The 17477-nt window shown below is 56.9% G+C and carries 15 protein-coding genes and 1 pseudogene; 5 read left to right on the forward strand and 11 right to left on the reverse strand.

Annotated elements, in window-relative coordinates; genetic code table 11:
• Window positions 1–162: 162 nt before the first annotated feature.
• Window positions 163–6354 carry a carbohydrate binding domain-containing protein gene (locus DLM86_RS14220; RefSeq protein ID WP_110840666.1) on the reverse strand — a complete coding sequence of 2064 codons (6192 nt, stop codon included), beginning with the start codon at window positions 6352–6354 and terminating at the stop codon, window positions 163–165.
• Between the two features lie 299 nt (window positions 6355–6653).
• Window positions 6654–7034 carry a hypothetical protein gene (locus tag DLM86_RS14225; RefSeq protein WP_110840667.1) on the reverse strand — a complete coding sequence of 127 codons (381 nt, stop codon included), beginning with the start codon at window positions 7032–7034 and terminating at the stop codon, window positions 6654–6656.
• A gap of 158 nt (window positions 7035–7192) precedes the next feature.
• Here DLM86_RS14225 and DLM86_RS32995 point away from each other — a divergent pair, with 158 nt between their 5' ends.
• On the forward strand, window positions 7193–7321 hold the full coding sequence (locus DLM86_RS32995) for a hypothetical protein (RefSeq protein ID WP_281272142.1): 129 nt from the start codon (window positions 7193–7195) through the stop codon (window positions 7319–7321).
• 66 nt (window positions 7322–7387) lie between these two features.
• On the opposite strand, the gene DLM86_RS14230 is transcribed toward DLM86_RS32995, so the two are convergent.
• Window positions 7388–8719, reverse strand: a complete 1332-nt coding sequence (locus tag DLM86_RS14230) for a PhoH family protein (protein ID WP_110840668.1) — start codon at window positions 8717–8719, stop codon at window positions 7388–7390.
• 104 nt (window positions 8720–8823) lie between these two features.
• Between DLM86_RS14230 and DLM86_RS14235 the strand changes: the two genes are divergently transcribed.
• Window positions 8824–9372 (forward strand): YhcN/YlaJ family sporulation lipoprotein, encoded by a 549-nt coding sequence (locus DLM86_RS14235; protein WP_110840669.1) that lies wholly within the window; start codon window positions 8824–8826, stop codon window positions 9370–9372.
• A 59-nt stretch (window positions 9373–9431) separates the two neighbouring features.
• Here DLM86_RS14235 and DLM86_RS14240 read toward each other — a convergent pair whose 3' ends face one another.
• The 6 genes from DLM86_RS14240 to typA all read right to left on the reverse strand — a co-directional run bounded on the left by DLM86_RS14240 (window position 9432) and on the right by typA (window position 14025).
• Window positions 9432–9884: a pyridoxamine 5'-phosphate oxidase family protein gene (locus DLM86_RS14240; RefSeq protein ID WP_110840670.1), complete on the reverse strand. Its 453-nt coding sequence runs from the start codon at window positions 9882–9884 to the stop codon at window positions 9432–9434.
• Window positions 9885–10002: 118 nt separating this feature from the next.
• Window positions 10003–10977 carry an LCP family protein gene (locus DLM86_RS14245; RefSeq protein WP_110840671.1) on the reverse strand — a complete coding sequence of 325 codons (975 nt, stop codon included), beginning with the start codon at window positions 10975–10977 and terminating at the stop codon, window positions 10003–10005.
• A 15-nt stretch (window positions 10978–10992) separates the two neighbouring features.
• Window positions 10993–11268 (reverse strand): hypothetical protein, encoded by a 276-nt coding sequence (locus tag DLM86_RS14250; RefSeq protein ID WP_110840672.1) that lies wholly within the window; start codon window positions 11266–11268, stop codon window positions 10993–10995.
• A complete protein-coding gene (locus DLM86_RS14255; RefSeq protein WP_110840673.1) occupies window positions 11265–11711 on the reverse strand; it encodes a hypothetical protein in 447 nt (148 codons plus the stop codon). The genes DLM86_RS14250 and DLM86_RS14255 overlap by 4 nt, the downstream gene beginning before the upstream one ends.
• Before the next feature lie 49 nt (window positions 11712–11760).
• Window positions 11761–12135 carry a YlaH-like family protein gene (locus DLM86_RS14260; RefSeq protein ID WP_110840674.1) on the reverse strand — a complete coding sequence of 125 codons (375 nt, stop codon included), beginning with the start codon at window positions 12133–12135 and terminating at the stop codon, window positions 11761–11763.
• Between the two features lie 48 nt (window positions 12136–12183).
• Window positions 12184–14025, reverse strand: coding sequence for a translational GTPase TypA (typA, locus tag DLM86_RS14265; RefSeq protein ID WP_110840723.1), 1842 nt, complete (start codon window positions 14023–14025; stop codon window positions 12184–12186).
• A 327-nt stretch (window positions 14026–14352) separates the two neighbouring features.
• Between typA and DLM86_RS14270 the strand changes: the two genes are divergently transcribed.
• The 3 genes from DLM86_RS14270 (at window position 14353) to DLM86_RS14280 (ending at window position 16487) form a co-directional block, all read left to right on the forward strand.
• A complete protein-coding gene (locus DLM86_RS14270) occupies window positions 14353–14994 on the forward strand; it encodes an NAD(P)-dependent oxidoreductase (RefSeq protein WP_110840675.1) in 642 nt (213 codons plus the stop codon).
• Between the two features lie 116 nt (window positions 14995–15110).
• Entirely contained in the window at window positions 15111–15527 is a 417-nt protein-coding gene (locus DLM86_RS14275) for an Rrf2 family transcriptional regulator (protein WP_110840676.1), read from the forward strand.
• Window positions 15528–15623: 96 nt separating this feature from the next.
• Window positions 15624–16487 (forward strand): SDR family oxidoreductase, encoded by an 864-nt coding sequence (locus tag DLM86_RS14280; protein WP_110840677.1) that lies wholly within the window; start codon window positions 15624–15626, stop codon window positions 16485–16487.
• Between the two features lie 45 nt (window positions 16488–16532).
• On the opposite strand, the gene DLM86_RS14285 is transcribed toward DLM86_RS14280, so the two are convergent.
• Together DLM86_RS14285 and DLM86_RS32480 are read right to left on the reverse strand one after the other, a co-directional pair.
• A complete protein-coding gene (locus tag DLM86_RS14285; protein WP_110840678.1) occupies window positions 16533–17021 on the reverse strand; it encodes a LiaF transmembrane domain-containing protein in 489 nt (162 codons plus the stop codon).
• A 196-nt stretch (window positions 17022–17217) separates the two neighbouring features.
• A pseudogene (locus DLM86_RS32480) lies at window positions 17218–17477 on the reverse strand (hypothetical protein); the annotation flags it as partial.

The following is a 17477-nucleotide window of genomic DNA, read 5'->3' on the forward strand; positions in this document are numbered from 1 at the left end:
AATTCGCAAGCGGGCAACCTTTACTTCGTAACGGAAGCGGCTTCCCCCGTCATTCCGGCCGCAGACTGGGGCATGACGGAAAAGACGAGCGTACCGGCCGCCGGCGCCGCCGCTTCCGCCGTATAGCCGCCGATCGCGATCGAACGCGACTCGTTTGGTCTTTTATTTGACGATTACGGTAATCACACTGCTCTCGGTAACCCCGGATACATGAATAAGCTCCGCCTTATACTGATAAGTCCCCGCCGCTTTTCCCGCAACCGTCGTACTGGCCGACTGGGCATTAGGCGTATTAGCCGAAAGCTGCTGAGTATCGATCAACAAGCCGTTTTCGTACAGCTTGTAAGTCGTGCCGTTCACGCCCCACCACATGTTCATCGTGATCCGGTATTCTCCGTTGTTGTCCCAATTATCATGGGCCAGCACCGGTTTCCCAGGGTTCGCGTCCTTAACAACTACGGTTACAGGTTCGCATGCAGTCGTCCCGCGTGCATTCTTTAGCTCGCATGTATAAACGTAAGTACCGTTAGGCTTGCCTGAAACGATCGTTTCCGCGCTTTGCGCGCCAGGGGACGCGTCCGTCAGCCGTTTCGAATCGATAGCCACCCCGTTCTCGTACAGCGTGTAGCTCGTTCCGTTCTGGCCCCACCACAGATTCATAGTCACCTTGTAGTTTCCGTCGTGCAAACCGTTCGCATGTCCGCTGTTGCTCGAAAGCACCGGCTTCCCCGGAACTCCCGCCGCCCGGGGCACAAGCGCTCCCTGAGCCGCTTGCAGAGCGGCCAATGCTCCATCAACCTGGTCTTGGGTCGCCTCCACATCGTCCCGTACAACAATCGCATTTGACAAAGCCGTTTGCAGCGCCGTCCACGATGTCTGCGTATAGTCCTCTGCGTATATGGACTGCGTAACTGTGATCTGGGCGGAAAGAGCGGTTTTGTCCGCTTCGCTTCCTTCCACTTTAACCAGTCCGACCCAGTCGATGTTCATCGGCCCTGCCTGGTGCCACATGGTCAAATCCACCGTGCCTTGTTCCAGATACTTTCCTGTATGGACTTGCAGCGCCTTCCAATATTTAGGATCGGTCCCCCAATCGAAGGTTCGCTTAATCTTTGTCGTGTACATGCCATTCCCCAGCTTAATTACGCGAGTAGTTCCATAATCGTCGTCGAGAATATTCCATCCGCCTACATACTTCACCACGACGTCATAATATCCGGAGCTCGGCACATCCAATTTCCAGGAGATGTTCTGTCCAGTCGTTTTCCATTCGGCAACACCCGTTCCGTTTGATAAATGATCACGTGTGTACACGTCAAATTTACCTGCTCCTCCGGTATACTGGAAAAACTCCGCTTCTTTAAAAGAGGCAAGCCCGCTTCTGACAGCGTTAAAATCGTCCAACTGCTCGGAAGGCGTTATGGAGCTGGAACCAGCCGATCGTAAGCGCAGCGTTCCGCCGATTCCTTGCAGGATTACTTTAGGCGATGCTTCCAGGAACATGACCGGCTTGGTCGAACCGGTTTTCTGGAATACCAGTCCCGGCGGTGCCTGAAGTACTTCGTATAGTCCTGCTTCAACATTCGTTAAAGCTCCCCAACCGGCAACACTTCCATCGAAAGTTCCATAAACATTAAGCGAAATAGTAGAAGTTTCTCCGTCCACTTCGACGTTAAGCGTCATCGGCGTTTTCTCCCCGGGCGGCTGCGCCGGGTGAAGCTTGAAGCGTTTTTCACCATGCTCCGAAGTTACTGTCACTACGTTGCCGGATTTACTCCAATGTACACCCTTGGAGCGGACCGTATCCGTGACGTCGCCGCCTTGTGGAACGGACTCATACCTCTCGTTCACCAGCATACTGACAGTCGGCGCATAAATCGAGGCTTGAACCTGTTTGTCACTCGAAATCGAGAGCTCGTCAGCGTTCAATGAGATTGTTGCCGGTTGATCCGTCTGGAATAGGGTAATCCCGTCCTTGACCAGCTTCGTGCCCCCGACCATCAGGAGGTTATCTCCTTTGACCGCGACGGCGACGGCATCGAACTGGAGGTTATCCGCTTGAACAAGCCCGCTGCCGGAAAGACGAGCATATACGTTAGTTCCGTCGGCAAAAGTAAGCTTCTGATAGTCTCCTGCGTTAACCGATGCCACCGCACCTGTAGGCTGCGTCCCTACGCGATAAGGTTCAAAGGTGGACACGAGCGTAGCGCTCTGCGCCTTCGGGAACGTAAACTTGGCGTGCTGCTGCAGCGGTGCGTTCTTAAATGGATCTTCAGGCTTAACTTCAATGCCGTCCGCATCCAAATATTGATTCGTCACGGAAGCTTCCTCTACCGCCGGATAATGAAAGTCGGCTTTCAGCGCCGCAGTGTTCTGCACGATGGTAGCGCCTTGGTGATCGGCATCGAGTGTCAAGTTATTGTTGGCATGCAGCAAAAACTCGAACTCGGAGCCTGCCGGATTTTTCGCCTTCAGATTGTCAATGACTACGAACATATTCGGCTTCACATAAATGATGCTTCGCTGCGCTTGATCTAGCCCAGGATTCGCCGGGTCTACATTGTAGGCTTGCGTGGCATCGCCTATAGTAGCGTCGAAAGCTTCGCTTGTGGCAAAGCCGGTGATTTTCCCCGAAGCGTTCATATCCCATACTTTTTGCCCCTTGCCGTCGTCATACGTAATCGCATTATGCGCGACCGTCGCCCTGTGGAAGCGCGTATCGTGCGGACTTCCATAGCGGTCAAAGCGTCCGGCGTCAATCGCCAGTTGTTCTCCGAAAGCACTGATGACGAAGCTGTTCTGATCCGCATGACTGTGATTGTAGCTGCCGTACCTGCTGGATTTGAAATAAAGCGAAATCCGTTCCGGATCATAGAGACTGGAGTGCATGGCTACCCAATCTACGTCCTGGAGCCATCTTGCAGTCGGAAGATCCACGGGCGGGCGCTCCGGCACACTCGCATCTCCGTAAGGGTAACTATATAGATAATTACTGTCTGCAAGGTCTCGTTGGACACCAGCGGCGTTCGCATACCACTGCATATGCGGATCTTTCAGCTTCTCCGCCAGCCGGAGCGAGTTATTTACGGTAGTCGGACTGATACCTTGAGTTGTATCGTCTCCAAATACGCCATGCTTCTGACCGTTCGGCAGAAAATACAAGTCGAATAAGGGCTCGTTGCGCGTGTGCGCCTTCTTGTATAAATCAACCCCTGTTGCTGCCAATATGGCGTCGGCCACCGTTTTGTCCGAGAAATGGGAGTACTGATAGTAACCCGTACCGGAAGCCCACCCGCCTTCGTCCCCGCCTACCGGTGGAAACGTGTTGATCCGGACCGGAACAGAAAGACGGTACCAATCGCGGGCTCTAACTGAAATAGGCTCTCCGTTCACAGCGGTGCTGTCGTTCAGCAGAACGGTCGAAATCATGGCTACATACCCTGTTGCCGTCCCTCCGTGGGAATTCCACGGATTTTTCATCATCGAATTCACACCCAAAATATCGTCAACCAGAACTTGTGTGCGGCCGGCAATCATGGATAGCACAGCCTCCTTATCGCTTTCCGAAAGCAGATCATAAATCCAGTCGAAGGTAATAGCTCCCGTTAAAGCGATTTCCCTGAATGATTGATCTCCTTTCTTATAACTCGTATCCCCGTTGATGTAATCCCAGGTTGTTAAATTTAACAATCTCGTTCTGGCAAATTGGCCGTAAGAGGCATCGCCTGTAATCAAATAGACAAAAGCGGCCGATGTCATGATTCGGGTCTCTGCGAAGGTAATCCTCCTGACTTCTTTGACCTTATTCTGATAAGCCTCTGTACCTGGTGTAAGTCCTCCCAGTAGGTCGGGTTCATCCGGTAATTTCGCATTTTTATCTGCGTGTCCCACTGCACTAGCGAAGACAGGCTTCCCGATTCCATCCTTCAATTCGCGGAAGTCCTCCAGGTCATCCGGGGTCGTAAAGATTCTTGGATGTGCCAGCGGCACCGATTTCATCATCGTCTCAATATCGGGAATCAGGAGCTCTACGGCATGCGGATCCAACCGGAATTGGCGGCTCTCGCTCCATTCCGACCAGCCTATCGTTTTATGAAAACGCACGCGCCAGTTATAAGTCGCTCCTGGAGTTAACGGATCGGCAAGACTTTGAAAATTGGTCTTGATGTCATTCTTGCTGTAAGCCAATTGGGAGAAGGCTTCGTCTGACGCAATCTGAAGCTCATACTTATCCGCATCAGCGATATACGGCCAAGCAAAATCAGGAGCATTCTGAACGGTCACAATTCCGTCCGCCGGGCGAAAATGCATATATTCACCGAGCTTTAAATCCACCGGCCAAGCTAGCGGGTTCACCCTTTTCATGCTGACCGCGTCGATATAAGCCAGTGTCGGCTTCTCAAGTTCTCTCTCATAGATCATAATCACCATATAAAGATTCGGCGTCAGTGGAGCCGTTACCGTAAGCTTCATATCCTGCCAAGCATTCGGCGCCGCGCTCAATTCCGCATACCCTTGCTGAGAAACATATTTCCCGTTTGCCTCATAAAATCGGGTAATCGCATACAGCTTCCCTTGCACAACCTTAGCCTTTAGCTTAACCGAATAGCTTTCGCCAGGCTCAATCGCGATTTTCCCGGTTTTCACTCCCACTTCCCGGTCCCCGAGGTTTCCATCGTCGTGCAGCTTTAAGCTCTTCGTACCTTCATAGACATTGGCGGTATCCGAAGTAATACGCGAAGCTTGTGCGGGTACGGTCGGTTCCCACCCCGTAGGGAGCCCGTCCACGCTCGGGACGTCCTCGAAGCCGCCGTTAGTCACCAGGGAGTGTCCTTCCTGTACCATGGAAACAGCATCTACATAGGTCAATGAAGGCGCTTCCGATTCTCTTTCATAAATGTATATAATCACATGATCGCTGTACGCTTGGGGAGGCTCAGCCGTCACAGTCAGGTCTTGCCAACCCGCCGCAGCACTCAGTTCCGCATGTTCTTGATCGATGGAATCGCCATTTGCGTTAAAATACCGGGCAATCAAATGAATGTTCCCTTGTTCCACCTTCGCCTTCATTTTGACGGAGTACGTTTCGCCGGTTTGAACCGGAATCGCCGCCGTCTGTACGCCGATCTCCCGGACTCCCCCGACTCCATCGTCGTGGAGCTTCAAGCTCCTCGCGCCTTCATAAACGTTGGAAGTTTCCGCAGTGATATTCGAAGCCGCTGCATCTGCAGTCGCCTCCCAGCCTGCCGGGATTCCTGTCTGATTATCCTCGAATCCTTCATTTCCGATCACGGATTGTTCAGACTGTATAAGGGAAACAGCGTCAATATAGGCTAGCGTTGGAGCCTCGGTCTGTCTTTCATATATATAAATGTCCACATGATCGCTATAACCCTCCGGAGGCGTTACGGGGAAGGAGAGATCTTGCCAATTGGCTGCCACGCTCAGCTCCTTAAACACTTGTGACTTTGATTGGTTGGCGGCATTGAAATACCGGACAATCACATAAACTTTCCCTTGGGCAACTTTTGCTTTTGCCTTAAAAGCATAGACTTCGCCCAATCGTACCGGAATGTTAGTCATTTTCACACCGACCTCACGGCCAGTGACGGAACCGTCATCTTGAATCTTCACGCTTTTTGTTCCTTCATAGACGTTGGCGGTATCCGAAGCGATCAATGAAGCATTTGCATCAACCGTCGCCGACCAGCCTGCCGGCATTCCGGTCAGGTTGTCCTCGAAACCGCCATTGGTAACCAACGAGCGCTCATTTCTCACCATGGATAATGCGTCGACATACGTCAGCGACGGAGATTCGGTATCTCTTTCATAAATGAAAATGTCCATATGATGGCTATACGCTTGCGGTGGCGTTACGCTCACCGTCAGGTCTTGCCAGTCGGCCGCCGCATTGAGTTCCGCATGCTGTTGATACTGGGAGACCCCATTTGCATCATATGATCTCGCTATAAGGTGAATTTTTCCTTGTTCCACCTTCGCCTTCAGCTTGATGGAATAGCTTTCGCCGACTTGGACCGGAATGTTCGTCTTCTTCACACCGACCTCAAGATTGGCGACAGTACCGTCGTCGTGCAGCTTCAGGCTCTTCGTCCCTTCGTAAACGTTGGAAGTAACTACGGATATATGCGATGCTTCGCTCGGCACCGTAGCCTGCCAGTCTGTCGGAAGCCCGTTTTGGACATCCTCGAATCCGCCGTTGGCGATCAAATTCTGACTGCTTAGCAGCTCCGCCCCTTGTACGGAACGGCTTGTGAGAGCGCTTGCAAACAAACTGAAAAAGATGGATGCCAGCAGCAGAATCGATATTCGTTTTCTCACCGGAAAATGAATCACTTTCCTTACACCTCTCCCATGATTGATATTGTCGTCATGCTTCTCCTCTCTAAGGTGTTAGAAGCCCTACCACTTTTTAATCGACGTTCATTGCCCTCTACCACCTCCCCTCATATGCACGATTGTAAATAAAGCACACTTGCCGGAAAAGAAATCAATTTTACGATCATCCCCTTTTTTTACAGGAATTCAACAGAACGTGAAGAAGTCAAATACATGATGAGTCCAATGACAAAAAGAGCCCCTGGGGGCTCTTCCTCTCCTTCTTCGCACCGGCGCCCGTTTCGCGCGCCGTTTCTTTATTTCGCCTTCACCTTATCCTTCAGGCGCAGCCGGAGTGCGGACCACGTCTCGTCGATCGCCACGTTGCTGACGAGCCGGTAATCGGTCGATTCCTCGACGATCTTCCACAAAATGTCGCGGTTGATATCCGTCTTGCGCTTCGACGACGACTTCGGGTAGGCGAGCCAGAACACCGCGTCCTCCTTGATCGCCGGGATCACCCGCGGGAGCCATTCCTCCGTTTCCTTCGCGCTCGAGACGAAGACGAGCAAAAAATCGTACGCCCCCTCGTCCAGATCCGTGCCCGTCTCGATGCCGAGCCGGAATCCCTCGGGCGGGTTGACGACGATCGCTTTCCCTTCCTTATATCGCAGCTTCTTGACGACTTCCTCGTTCATCGGATTCATCTCCTGTGCCGTTTGTCCCCAGTATACGAAACCGAAAAGTTTCAAGTCAAGAAGGCCGGTGAACGGGAGCGCCCGATCACCCCGGAAGCCGCTGCATCATTTCTTTGCGGACGAAGCCGTACCGCTCGTACAGCCCGGGCGCGTCTCTCGTGCCGAGCTCATCACAACCGTACGCCGGCGTCCGGACGATCGCGGACGTGTGCCGTCAAGCGGTCGACGCCGCGTCCCGCGGCGGGGGAACGGGCTTCGCGCCGCCTTCGACCGAATCGACCGGCTGAAGCCGGAAAAGCCGGCGGGACGCCTCCCGCCGGCTTCGCTATCGTATTCGTTTCGTCCGCGCCGCTTTACAGCAAATCCGCCGCCAGCTGGGCGAGCTGCGACCGCTCGCCGCGCTCGAGGTTGATATGCCCGCTGAGCGCCTGCCCCTTGAACCGCTCCACGACGTACGTGAGCCCGTTGCTGTAGGCGTCGAGATACGGGTGGTCGATCTGCTCGGGGTCGCCCATCAGGACGATTTTACTGCCTTCGCCGACGCGGGAGACGATCGTTTTCGCTTCGTGCTTGGACAGGTTTTGCGCTTCGTCGATAATGATGAACTGCCCCGGAATCGAGCGCCCGCGAATGTACGTCAGCGCTTCCACCTGGATGCTGCCCATGCCGGCCAATATTTTCTCGATGTCGCCGGACTTTTTCGTATCGAACAAATATTCCAAATTATCGTAGATCGGCTGCATCCACGGACGCAGCTTTTCGTCTTTTTCGCCGGGCAAATAACCGATATCTTTGCCCATCGGCACGACCGGTCGCGCGATGAGCAGCTTCTTGTACTTGCGCTCGTCCTCGATCTTCATCAGCCCCGCCGCAAGCGCCAGCAGCGTCTTGCCGGTGCCGGCCTTGCCGCTCAGCGTGACGAGCGGGATGTCGTCGTTCAGCAGCAGCTCGAGCGCCATGCGCTGCTGCACGTTGCGGGCTCCGATGCCCCATACCGGATCGTTGCTCAAAAATAACGGGTCCAGCCGTTTCGCGTCCGCGCTCGCCTTCAGCAGCGCCGACTTGGACGTGCCGAGCTCGTCGCGCAGGATGACGAATTCGTGCGGATGGAACGAATAATTCAAATTCAAATCGGTGACCGGCAAAAATCTCGCATTGTAAAAGCTGTCGATGATGCCGGGGTGAACGTGCAGCGTCAAATACCCCGGATACAGATCGGTCGTCGAGACGACGCGGTCGGTCAAATAATCTTCCGCGGTCAGCCCGAGCACGTCGGCCTTGATCCGCACGAGCGTGTCTTTGCTGACGAGCACGACCGGCCTCGGCTCCGGCTTTTGCTGCTCCTCGAGATGATAGTTCAAGGCGACCGCGAGAATGCGGTTGTCGTTCGTAATTTCGCCGAAGACGTCCTGCAGCTTCTGGAAGCTGCGATGATTGAGCTCCACCTTGATGCTGCCGCCGCGTTCCAATTCGACGCCGTCGTGCAGCCGTCCCTTCTCGCGCAATCCGTCCAGCAATCGGGAAACGGATCGGGCGTTGCGCCCCAATTCGTCGGCGTTCCGTTTTTTCGAGTCGATTTCCTCCAACACCACTGCGGGAATGATCACTTCGTTGTCTTCGAAGGCGAAGACGGCGTTAGGATCCTGCAACAGGACATTCGTATCCAATACGTAAATTTTTTTCATGAGCGTCCCCTCCCGGCTTGGCGTATGGCTCTCGTTGTACATATTCGATGTCGAAACGGACAAACTAACCATGGCGAATTCAGGAACAGATAGGAGCGATTGAGATGCGGAATGTCGTTGTCCTCGTGATGGCGATTGCGATTATGGGCGGCTGCAGTCGAGCGCCGCAAAACGAAGCTTCCCCCTCTCCGGACGGGCAAAACGGAATCAAAGTGCAGCAGACGGTTCCGAGCAAGCCGGAAATCCGCAACAAGCAAGAAGTGACCGATCGGCTGGAAAAGCTGGCGGCGAGCATCCCCCAAGTCAGAAGCGCCCGCTGCGTCGTGCTCGGCAATACGGCGATCGTCGGCATCAACGTCGATCCGGAGCTCGAACGGAGCCGCGTCGACGTCATCAAATATTCGGTGGCCGAGGCGCTGCGCAAAGACCCGTACGGCGTCCATGCGTTCGTCACCGCCGATCTCGATTTGGCGGGGCGCATCGCGGAAATTCGCGAAGACATTCGCCAAGGCCGTCCGATTGCCGGCTTCGCGGAGGAGCTGGCCGACATGATCGGCCGCATCGTGCCGCAAATTCCGAAGGACATTACGCCGCAAGGCAACCCGCCCGCCCGGACCGACGACGCCAACCAGATGGGCGGCAAGCAAATGTGACGGCGACCGTCATAAAGCGACAAGCTTACGAAGACGCAAAAAGCCCGGTTCCGATGGAACTAGGCTTTTTTCATGGCGTCGAAAACTTGTCCGTCCAGCTTTTCCGCCGCACGCTTGTCGTACGTTTTCTCGTATTCGGGCTCGACGGACACGCGGGAGCCGTAAAACATCGCGTCCCGGACCGCCTCCAAAGCCACGTCGAAGCACGTCAGCTTGAAGGGCACGCCTTCGAGGGCGTCCGTCACGACGGACGCTTGGCCGTAAAGCGCGTTGACCGTGCCTTCGCCGAAAAACGTAAGCGTCACCTGCGGATGCTTCTTCATGTTCGCGACAAGACGGGATCGCTGGTCGATCGCGAAACGGACCTGCGTGGGGCTAACCGCATACACCCACGAAATCGCGCTCACGTTCGGAGCGCCGGTCTCCGCGTCGATGGTGGCGAGCAGGACAAGCTTTTCTTTCTGCAGTTGGGAGAACAGTTGCTCCGTCAAAGCGGTAATCGTTTCAGCCATACGTCATCCTCCTGAAGTGCGGCTTGCTTTCAGTATACCATAGAGCGCGTCTCGTCAGCCATAGCCGTTTGGGGCATGCCGACTTGGCTGACGACGGGACGCGCTCCGGTCCTACCCGTCATTTGAGCTGCTGCTGCAAGGCGGACTGCGCCTTCTTCCATTCGTCCGTGCGGACGACGATGTAAGGGCTCTGCCATTCGCCTTCCAAATGAACATAGTTTATTTTATCGCGATCGATGCCCATATATGTCCGAATGAAGCTCTTGATTTGGGACGAAGGGATATCCGTCTCGACGTTGCCGCCGGCCGCTTCGATGACCGTGCCGAGCTTGAGCAGCCCGTCCAGCGACTTGAGCTTGCCGATCATCGCCCCGATCACCTGCTGCTGGCGCTCGTTGCGCTCGATGTCGTTGGAGTCGGCGGCGTTTTGGCAGTTGCCCTTGCGGTACCGGACGAAGTCGAGCGTCTCGTCGCCGTTCAACGTCTGGGTCCCCTTCTTGAGCTTGATCTCCGTCCCGTCTTCCTTGTCTATGTAGCACATGTTCATGTCGACGTCGAGCGTCAGCCCGCCGAGCTTGTCGACGATTTCCTCGAATCCTTTGAAATCGATTTTGGCGACGTAATCGATCGGCACGCCCAGCACTTTGCCGAACAGCGTCTTCGTCTTGGCGTCCGCGGTCGACTTGTTGGCGTTATGGAAGGCGGCGTAATACGAATTCGCCTTGCCCTGCGAATAGCCGCTCTGCTTGATCAGCGTATCGCGCGGAATCGAGACGACGGAAGCCGTCTTGCGCGCCGGATTGAGCGAGGCGACCATGATGACATCGGTGTTCAAGCTGCCGCTCTTCGGCCGCGTATCGACGCCCAGCACGAGCACCGTTACCGGATTCGCGTCGACCGGCTTCGTCACGGGAGCCGATGCGGGCGCGCCGACCTGGTCGATGGCGGAATCGATTTTGTAATACAAGTAAGCGGCGTATCCGAGTACGGCCAGCAGGATGAGGACGATGATAAAGAGCAGCACCTTCAAAAACGTTCGGGAGCCTTTGCGCCGCTGACGCGGCGGCAGCGGCGGCAAACCGGCCGTCGGCATCGGAAGTCACCACTTTCAGTCGTTGTATTTCGGATTCGCGTTGATGTCGTGCAGCAGTTGCTCCGCATGCTCCTTGTCGAACATCTGCGTTTTCGTCTTGCCTTCGTGCACGTAGCGGACGTGCACCATCGTATCGTCGGTCGATGCGATGCGGACGTCCGTCAGCCGATGGTCGTCGCGCAGCACCTCCGCGAAAAACGATTCCGTCTCCTTCGCCGCGTTGTCGTCGGGTCTCGCCTCGGCGACGAGGCGGATTTGCAGCCAATTGAACAAAGCGTCCTGCAGCTTCATGTCTCCGGCCCCTCCTTTAGCAAAATGACGCTCCACCCTTTCCCGGTCCAATCGCGCATCGCGGCGAGCCATCGCCGATGCGACGCCGGCAAGACGGGCGAGCCCGCTTCGAACGTCTCCAGCAAGGAAGCCGTCTCGGCGGGCGCGAGCAGCCTGTCCAGCAGCGCCATCCCGCAGTCGGACAACGGAAGCGGAGCGCTGTCGAACACGACGTCACGTCCGTCGTCCAGCATGCCATTCGCATCCTCCGCGCCGCAGGAGCCGCCGGCCCCGGTGTCCGGGAGGAGCAGACGCGCTTTGAACGACAGCAGCAGACGGGGATGAACCGCGTCCAGCGACCGGCGGAAGCCGGCCAGCTCATCGGGCGGCGCGCATACGAAACGGTCGGCTCCGAGCGTCAGCGGGCGAATCCCCGTTATGGGCGTCAACCAGTAACGCTCCATCCGTCTCCCCCCCTATCGCATGACCCGGATCGGAATACGTACGCTCGACTCAAGACGGCGGACGGTCGGCCGTCTGGGTTCCCGTGCCGTTACCGGCGTCGGCGGACGGGCCGCCTCCGGACGAACCGGTGTCGGACGAGCCGGCTCCGCCTTTTTTGCGGTTTTCGCGGTCCAGCATCCAATACCGGATCCGGACCGTCAGCATGAGCGCCACGGCGACGCCGAGGCTGACGACGATCGGCAGCTCGAGATCGAGCTGGAACAGCAGCAGGATGAACGCGCCGACCGCGATCGTCAAGTAGATGACCGCGTCCTTCAGCGGCGGCAGCTTCCGCATGCGGAACACTTTGTTATAAATATAGACGAGAAAGACGTAAATCAGAATATACGTGATCCAAGGATGCTCGAACAGCCATTGCTGCATCGGCACACGCCTCCTTTGCCTGTAACGGGCCGAAAGGCCGAACGAGCGTCAGACGCTCGACTCGGCCATTTTGCGCGTTTTTTCGGCTTTTTCCCGTTCGCTTTTGTTCAAAATCTTTTTGCGCAGACGGATCGACTTCGGCGTCACTTCGCAATATTCGTCGTCGTTCAAATATTCGAGCGCCTGCTCGAGCGAGAAGACGCGCGGCGTCTTCAGCTTCACCGTATCGTCCTTGCTCGCGGCGCGCATGTTCGTCAGCTGCTTCTCCTTGCAGATGTTGACGACGAGATCGTTGTCCCGCGTATGCTCGCCGACGATCATCCCTTCGTACACTTCCGTACCCGGATGCAGGAACAATATGCCGCGGTCTTCGATCGACAAAATGCCGTACGTCGTCGCGACGCCCGTCTCGAACGACACGAGCACGCCTTGATGGCGGCCGCCCACGTTCGCGCCGACGTACGGACCGTAGCTGTCGAACGCGTGGTTCATGACCCCGTACCCGCGCGTCAGCGTCAGGAAATGCGTCCGGTAGCCGATCAGCCCGCGGGCCGGAATGAGAAATTCGAGACGGACCGTGCCCGTTCCGGTGTTCGTCATGTTGACCATTTCCGCCTTGCGCGTGCCGAGGCTTTCCATGACTGCGCCCATGCTGTCTTCCGGCACGTCGATGATGAGCCGCTCGATCGGCTCCATCTTGACGCCGTCGATTTCTTTGACGATAACCTCGGGCTTCGACACCTGCAGCTCGAACCCTTCGCGGCGCATATTCTCGATCAGGATGCCGAGGTGCAGCTCGCCGCGGCCGGATACGACGAAGGCGTCCGGGCTGTCCGTCTCGTCGACGCGCAGCGACACGTCGGTCTCCAGCTCCTTGAACAGGCGCTCGCGCAGCTTGCGGGACGTCACCCATTTGCCTTCCTTGCCGGCGAACGGGCTGTTGTTGACGACGAACGTCATTTGCAGCGTCGGCTCGTCGATTTTGAGCACGGGCAGCGCCTCCGGGTTGGCCGGGTCGGCGATCGTCTCCCCGATGTTGATATCCTTGATGCCGGACAGCGCCACGATGTCGCCGGCTCCGGCTTGCTCGATCTCGATCCGTTTCAAGCCTTGGAAGCCGAACAGCTTCTCGATGCGCGCCTGCTTCGTCGCGCCTTCGCGGGTCATGACGGCGACGGGCTGGCCTTGGCGGATGACGCCGCGGTTGATCCGGCCGATCGCGATGCGGCCCAAATATTCGTTATAGTCCATAAGCGTGACGAGAAATTGAAGCGGCTGGGACGGGTCTTCCGTCGGGTGGGGTATATGGCTGACGATCGTATCGTACAGCGCCTGCATGTCGCCTCCCTGCTCGTCCGGATTCAAGCTGGACGTGCCTTGGAGCGCCGAGGCGTAGACGACGGGAAAGTCGAGCTGGTCGTCGTTCGCGCCGAGCTCGATGAACAGGTCGAGCACTTCGTCGACGACTTCGGCCGGACGGGCGTTCGGACGGTCGATTTTGTTCAGGACGACGATCGGGGTCAAATTTTGCTCGAGCGCCTTGCGCAGCACGAACTTCGTCTGCGGCATGCAGCCCTCGAACGCGTCGACGACAAGAAGGACGCCGTCGACCATTTTCATGATCCGCTCCACCTCGCCGCCGAAATCGGCGTGCCCCGGCGTGTCGACGATATTAATGAAATAGTCTTTATACGTGATGGCGGTGTTTTTGGCCAAAATCGTAATGCCGCGCTCGCGCTCCAAATCGTTGGAGTCCATGGCGCGCTCCTGGATCGCTTCGTTCTCGCGGAACGTGCCGGATTGCTGAAGCAGCTTGTCGACGAGCGTCGTCTTGCCGTGGTCGACGTGCGCGATGATGGCGATGTTGCGTATTTTGTCTCTGGCGTGCATAAAGTCGGTATTCATCCTTTCCGTATTCCCCAAAAAGTACAAGAAGTCGAGTCGCGGCCGAACGGCGGAGCCTTTTTGGGGATCGGGGCGCCCCGTGTCCGGCCAATCATGAAAGAAGCGTCGGGCCGATGCGCCGACGCTTGACACACCTAGAATTATATAGATTCGGCCGCGAAAAAGCAAGAAAAGCGGTGATCGTATGTTCATAAGTTTTTTCAGAAAACGGTGGAACCGGATTGGCGGATCCGATTCTTTTTATGATAAAGTCGAAAAAGGACGAGTAACGGGCAATGAAAAGCCGTCATTACCATCATGGACAGGATTACCATGGAAAAAAGAACGGGCAAGATGGCCGTCATCGGCGGAACGGGCAAGGTCGGCCGCGCAATCGTGAAGCAAGCGTTGGAGGACGGGTATGCCGTTCGAATGCTCGCCAGAAATCCGGAACGCGTGACGGCAGCCGATTCACGCTTGGCAATCGTCCAAGGCGATGCCCGGGACCGGGCGGCCATCGCCTCGCTGCTTGCGGACTGCGACGTCGTCATCAATGCGTTCGGCCAGCCGAACAAGGAAACGTTTCCGCTCTACAGTCTCGTAACCGGGCAAATTGTGGAAATCATGAAAGAGAAAGGCATTCGACGGTATATCGGGGTTACGGGAGCATCGTTGGACGTACCCGGCGACCGCAAATCGATTCCCAACCGGATCGGGGCCGCCTTATTCCGGCTCTCGTATCCGGCCATGATGAAAGATAAAGCGAAAGAGCTCGCCGTTCTCCGAAACAGCGACGCCGATTGGACGTTGTTCCGGATATCGTTCGTAACCGAAGGGCCGGCCATCGGACGAATCCGGTTCGACGAAGGCGATATGCCGGGATTGCGGGTGCGCAGCGCCGACCTGGCCCGATTTATCGTCGGGCACATTCAAGATTCCCGGTTCGTTCGGGCGTTTCCGTTCGTTTCCAACTGAGGAGGACCGACACGGGAGCGGGAATAACGGTCATCCGGATATGAAAGCAATCAATCATAACGGATTTGACAAATCGAATAATTGTAACTAGAATGGTTACAGCGGTGGTGATTACGATGAAGCAGATCAGTACGCGCTTTTCCATGGCCGTGCATACGCTGTCCCTTATTGCCGTCAGTCCGAACGAATGCACCGGGGACTTCATCGCCGGCAGCGTCAATACGAACCCGGTCGTCATTCGGAGAATCATGGGCATGCTGAAAAAGGCCGGTTTGGTGGACGTTCGTCCGGGGGTGGGCGGAGCGACTTTGCTTAAGGAGCCCGGTCGAATTACGCTTCTCGACATTTATCGTGCCGTTGACGTGACGGAGGAGAACCGGCTGTTCCGTATGCACGAAAGCCCCAACATGAATTGCCCCGTCGGCCGGAACATCGAGCAAGCTCTGCAATCGGAATTGCAGGCCGCGCAATCCGCCATGGAACAAAGGCTCGCCCGGACGACGCTGGAGCAGCTCATCGGTACCTTTCAATAAAAGCTCCCCCTCGGAGCTTTTATAATGCGCATGTTGTAACCATGTATGTTATAACGTGTGTTATTACAACAAACCAACTACTGGAGGGAAACGATTATGAAATTATTGGTGACAGGCGCAACGGGGAAATTGGGATCCAAAGTGGTGGAGACGCTGTTGAAGACGGTACCGGCAAGCCGGCTCGCCGTCAGTGTCCGGAATCCGGACAAAGCCGAAGGATGGAAGGCGCGCGGGGTCGAGGTGCGCCAGGGGGATTTTGACCGGCCGGAGACGTTGGAGACGGCGTTTTCGGGAATCGACCGGCTGTTGCTCATCTCCGCGGACGGCGACAACGAGACGAGAATCCGCCAGCACGCCCATGCGGTCGATGCCGCCAAGCGCGCCGGTGTAAGCTTTATCGCGTACACGAGCATCGCCAACGCGAAAGAGAGCCGCAACTTCCTCGCTCCCACTCATCGCGCCACGGAGGAAGCCATTGCGAATACCGGCATTCCGTACTCCTTCCTGCGCAACAACTGGTACTTGGAAAACGAAACGTCGGGCATTCAAGCCGCGATGGCCGGCGCCCCTTGGGTGACGTCCGCCGGCTCCGGCAAAGTCGGCTGGGCGCCGCAGCAAGATTACGCGGAGGCGGCCGCCGCCGTTTTGGCAGGGAGCGGGCACGACAATACGATTTATGAGCTTTCGGGCAAGCTGCTGACGCAAGAGGAGCTGGCGGCCGCCGTCGGCGCCGTATTGGGCAAGGACGTGCCCGTTCGGCAGGTCGACGACGCCGCTTATGCCGACATCATGAAGGGCGCGGGCGTCCCCGACTTCATCATCCCCTTCCTCGTCGGCATCCAGCAGGGCATTCGGGAAGGCACGCTGGAGGTCGAAAGCGGCGATTTCGAGAAGCTGCTCGGTCGTCCGGCCACTCCGGTCCGGGAGGCGCTCGCCCGGATCGTCGATGCCGTCAAATAAACGCGAACGCCCCGGTATCCGGGGCGTTCGTCGTTCGTTTCGCCGTCACCAGGGACGGCGCTGCTTGTTGAAAAAAATCAAGTACGCGCCGACCGCGATCAGGACGAGCGCGATGAAGTAAATGCCGACGGTGAACAAAATCGTCATGCCGAACAGGACGCCCGACACGATCGCCAGCACGAGGGCGGCGACGAGCGTGCCGCGCGGGCTATGCTTGTCGAACAAATAAAACTCGTACAGCCCGACGGCGACGGCGAAGATGAAGCCGGGCCACAGGTACGCCATCAAGCCCCAGCCGAACAAGGTGCACAAAAAAAATAAAATCGATATCGTCACGAGAATGCCGCCCGGGATCAGAACGCCCGACGGCAGCGTGCGATTGAAGTACAGGGCGTGGAACAGCAAGCCGGGAGCCAGCAAGAAGACGGGCCAGAACGTTCCCCAAAAAAATCCGAAAACGCCGAGCTTCCCGAGAAGCAGCACGATGCCGACCGCCACGATGATCAGGCCGACGGAGTAGCGATTGTTGGACAAAAGGCTTTCCTCCCCCGCAAACAGGTTGGCGCCGCGGCGAATCCGCAGGCGTCCCTTTTCTCTATTGTAGCGAAAATAGACAAAATTGGCTAGCTTTCGCCAAAACAAACGTTCGCTTTTCGCGAAAGCTTGCGAACGTAAAACAGGGAACCGCCGGTCCGATATCCGGCGATTCCCTGCAACGTGCCGGCCGGCGCTAGCGGCCGCGGCGATTTTTCGCCGCGAGCAGCCGGCCGAGCCGCGCCGCCGACGCGTCCGGCGCGGCGCCGTCCGGCGGCGAAGCCTCGGCGGCCCGCTCCGCGGCCGCAGACGCCGGTGCGCGCTCGGGCGCGTCCGGCACGGCCGGCGGCGGGCCGGGCGGCGGCTCCGCCGCGCCCGCGGGGCCCGCGGTGCGCGCCGGGCGCGCGGCCGTCGCCGGCGAGATTAAAGATCTGAACGTCATTATCAAAGGCGACG

It is taken from the genome of Paenibacillus flagellatus (assembly GCF_003217775.1).
GTDB lineage: Bacteria > Bacillota > Bacilli > Paenibacillales > NBRC-103111 > Paenibacillus_AB > Paenibacillus_AB flagellatus.

What these genes read in the sequence shown, in the direction of transcription:
- DLM86_RS14275 (WP_110840676.1), top strand. Translation starts at nt 15,111, where the DNA reads ATGAAGCAGATCAGTACGCGCTTTTCCATGGCCGTGCATACGCTGTCC.
- DLM86_RS14255 (WP_110840673.1), bottom strand. Translation starts at nt 11,711, where the DNA reads ATGGAGCGTTACTGGTTGACGCCCATAACGGGGATTCGCCCGCTGACG.
- DLM86_RS14240 (WP_110840670.1), bottom strand. Translation starts at nt 9,884, where the DNA reads ATGGCTGAAACGATTACCGCTTTGACGGAGCAACTGTTCTCCCAACTG.
- DLM86_RS14225 (WP_110840667.1), bottom strand. Translation starts at nt 7,034, where the DNA reads ATGAACGAGGAAGTCGTCAAGAAGCTGCGATATAAGGAAGGGAAAGCG.
- typA (WP_110840723.1), bottom strand. Translation starts at nt 14,025, where the DNA reads ATGCACGCCAGAGACAAAATACGCAACATCGCCATCATCGCGCACGTC.
- DLM86_RS14260 (WP_110840674.1), bottom strand. Translation starts at nt 12,135, where the DNA reads ATGCAGCAATGGCTGTTCGAGCATCCTTGGATCACGTATATTCTGATT.
- DLM86_RS14230 (WP_110840668.1), bottom strand. Translation starts at nt 8,719, where the DNA reads ATGAAAAAAATTTACGTATTGGATACGAATGTCCTGTTGCAGGATCCT.
- DLM86_RS14245 (WP_110840671.1), bottom strand. Translation starts at nt 10,977, where the DNA reads ATGCCGACGGCCGGTTTGCCGCCGCTGCCGCCGCGTCAGCGGCGCAAA.
- DLM86_RS14280 (WP_110840677.1), top strand. Translation starts at nt 15,624, where the DNA reads ATGAAATTATTGGTGACAGGCGCAACGGGGAAATTGGGATCCAAAGTG.
- DLM86_RS14235 (WP_110840669.1), top strand. Translation starts at nt 8,824, where the DNA reads ATGCGGAATGTCGTTGTCCTCGTGATGGCGATTGCGATTATGGGCGGC.
- DLM86_RS14270 (WP_110840675.1), top strand. Translation starts at nt 14,353, where the DNA reads ATGGAAAAAAGAACGGGCAAGATGGCCGTCATCGGCGGAACGGGCAAG.
- DLM86_RS14250 (WP_110840672.1), bottom strand. Translation starts at nt 11,268, where the DNA reads ATGAAGCTGCAGGACGCTTTGTTCAATTGGCTGCAAATCCGCCTCGTC.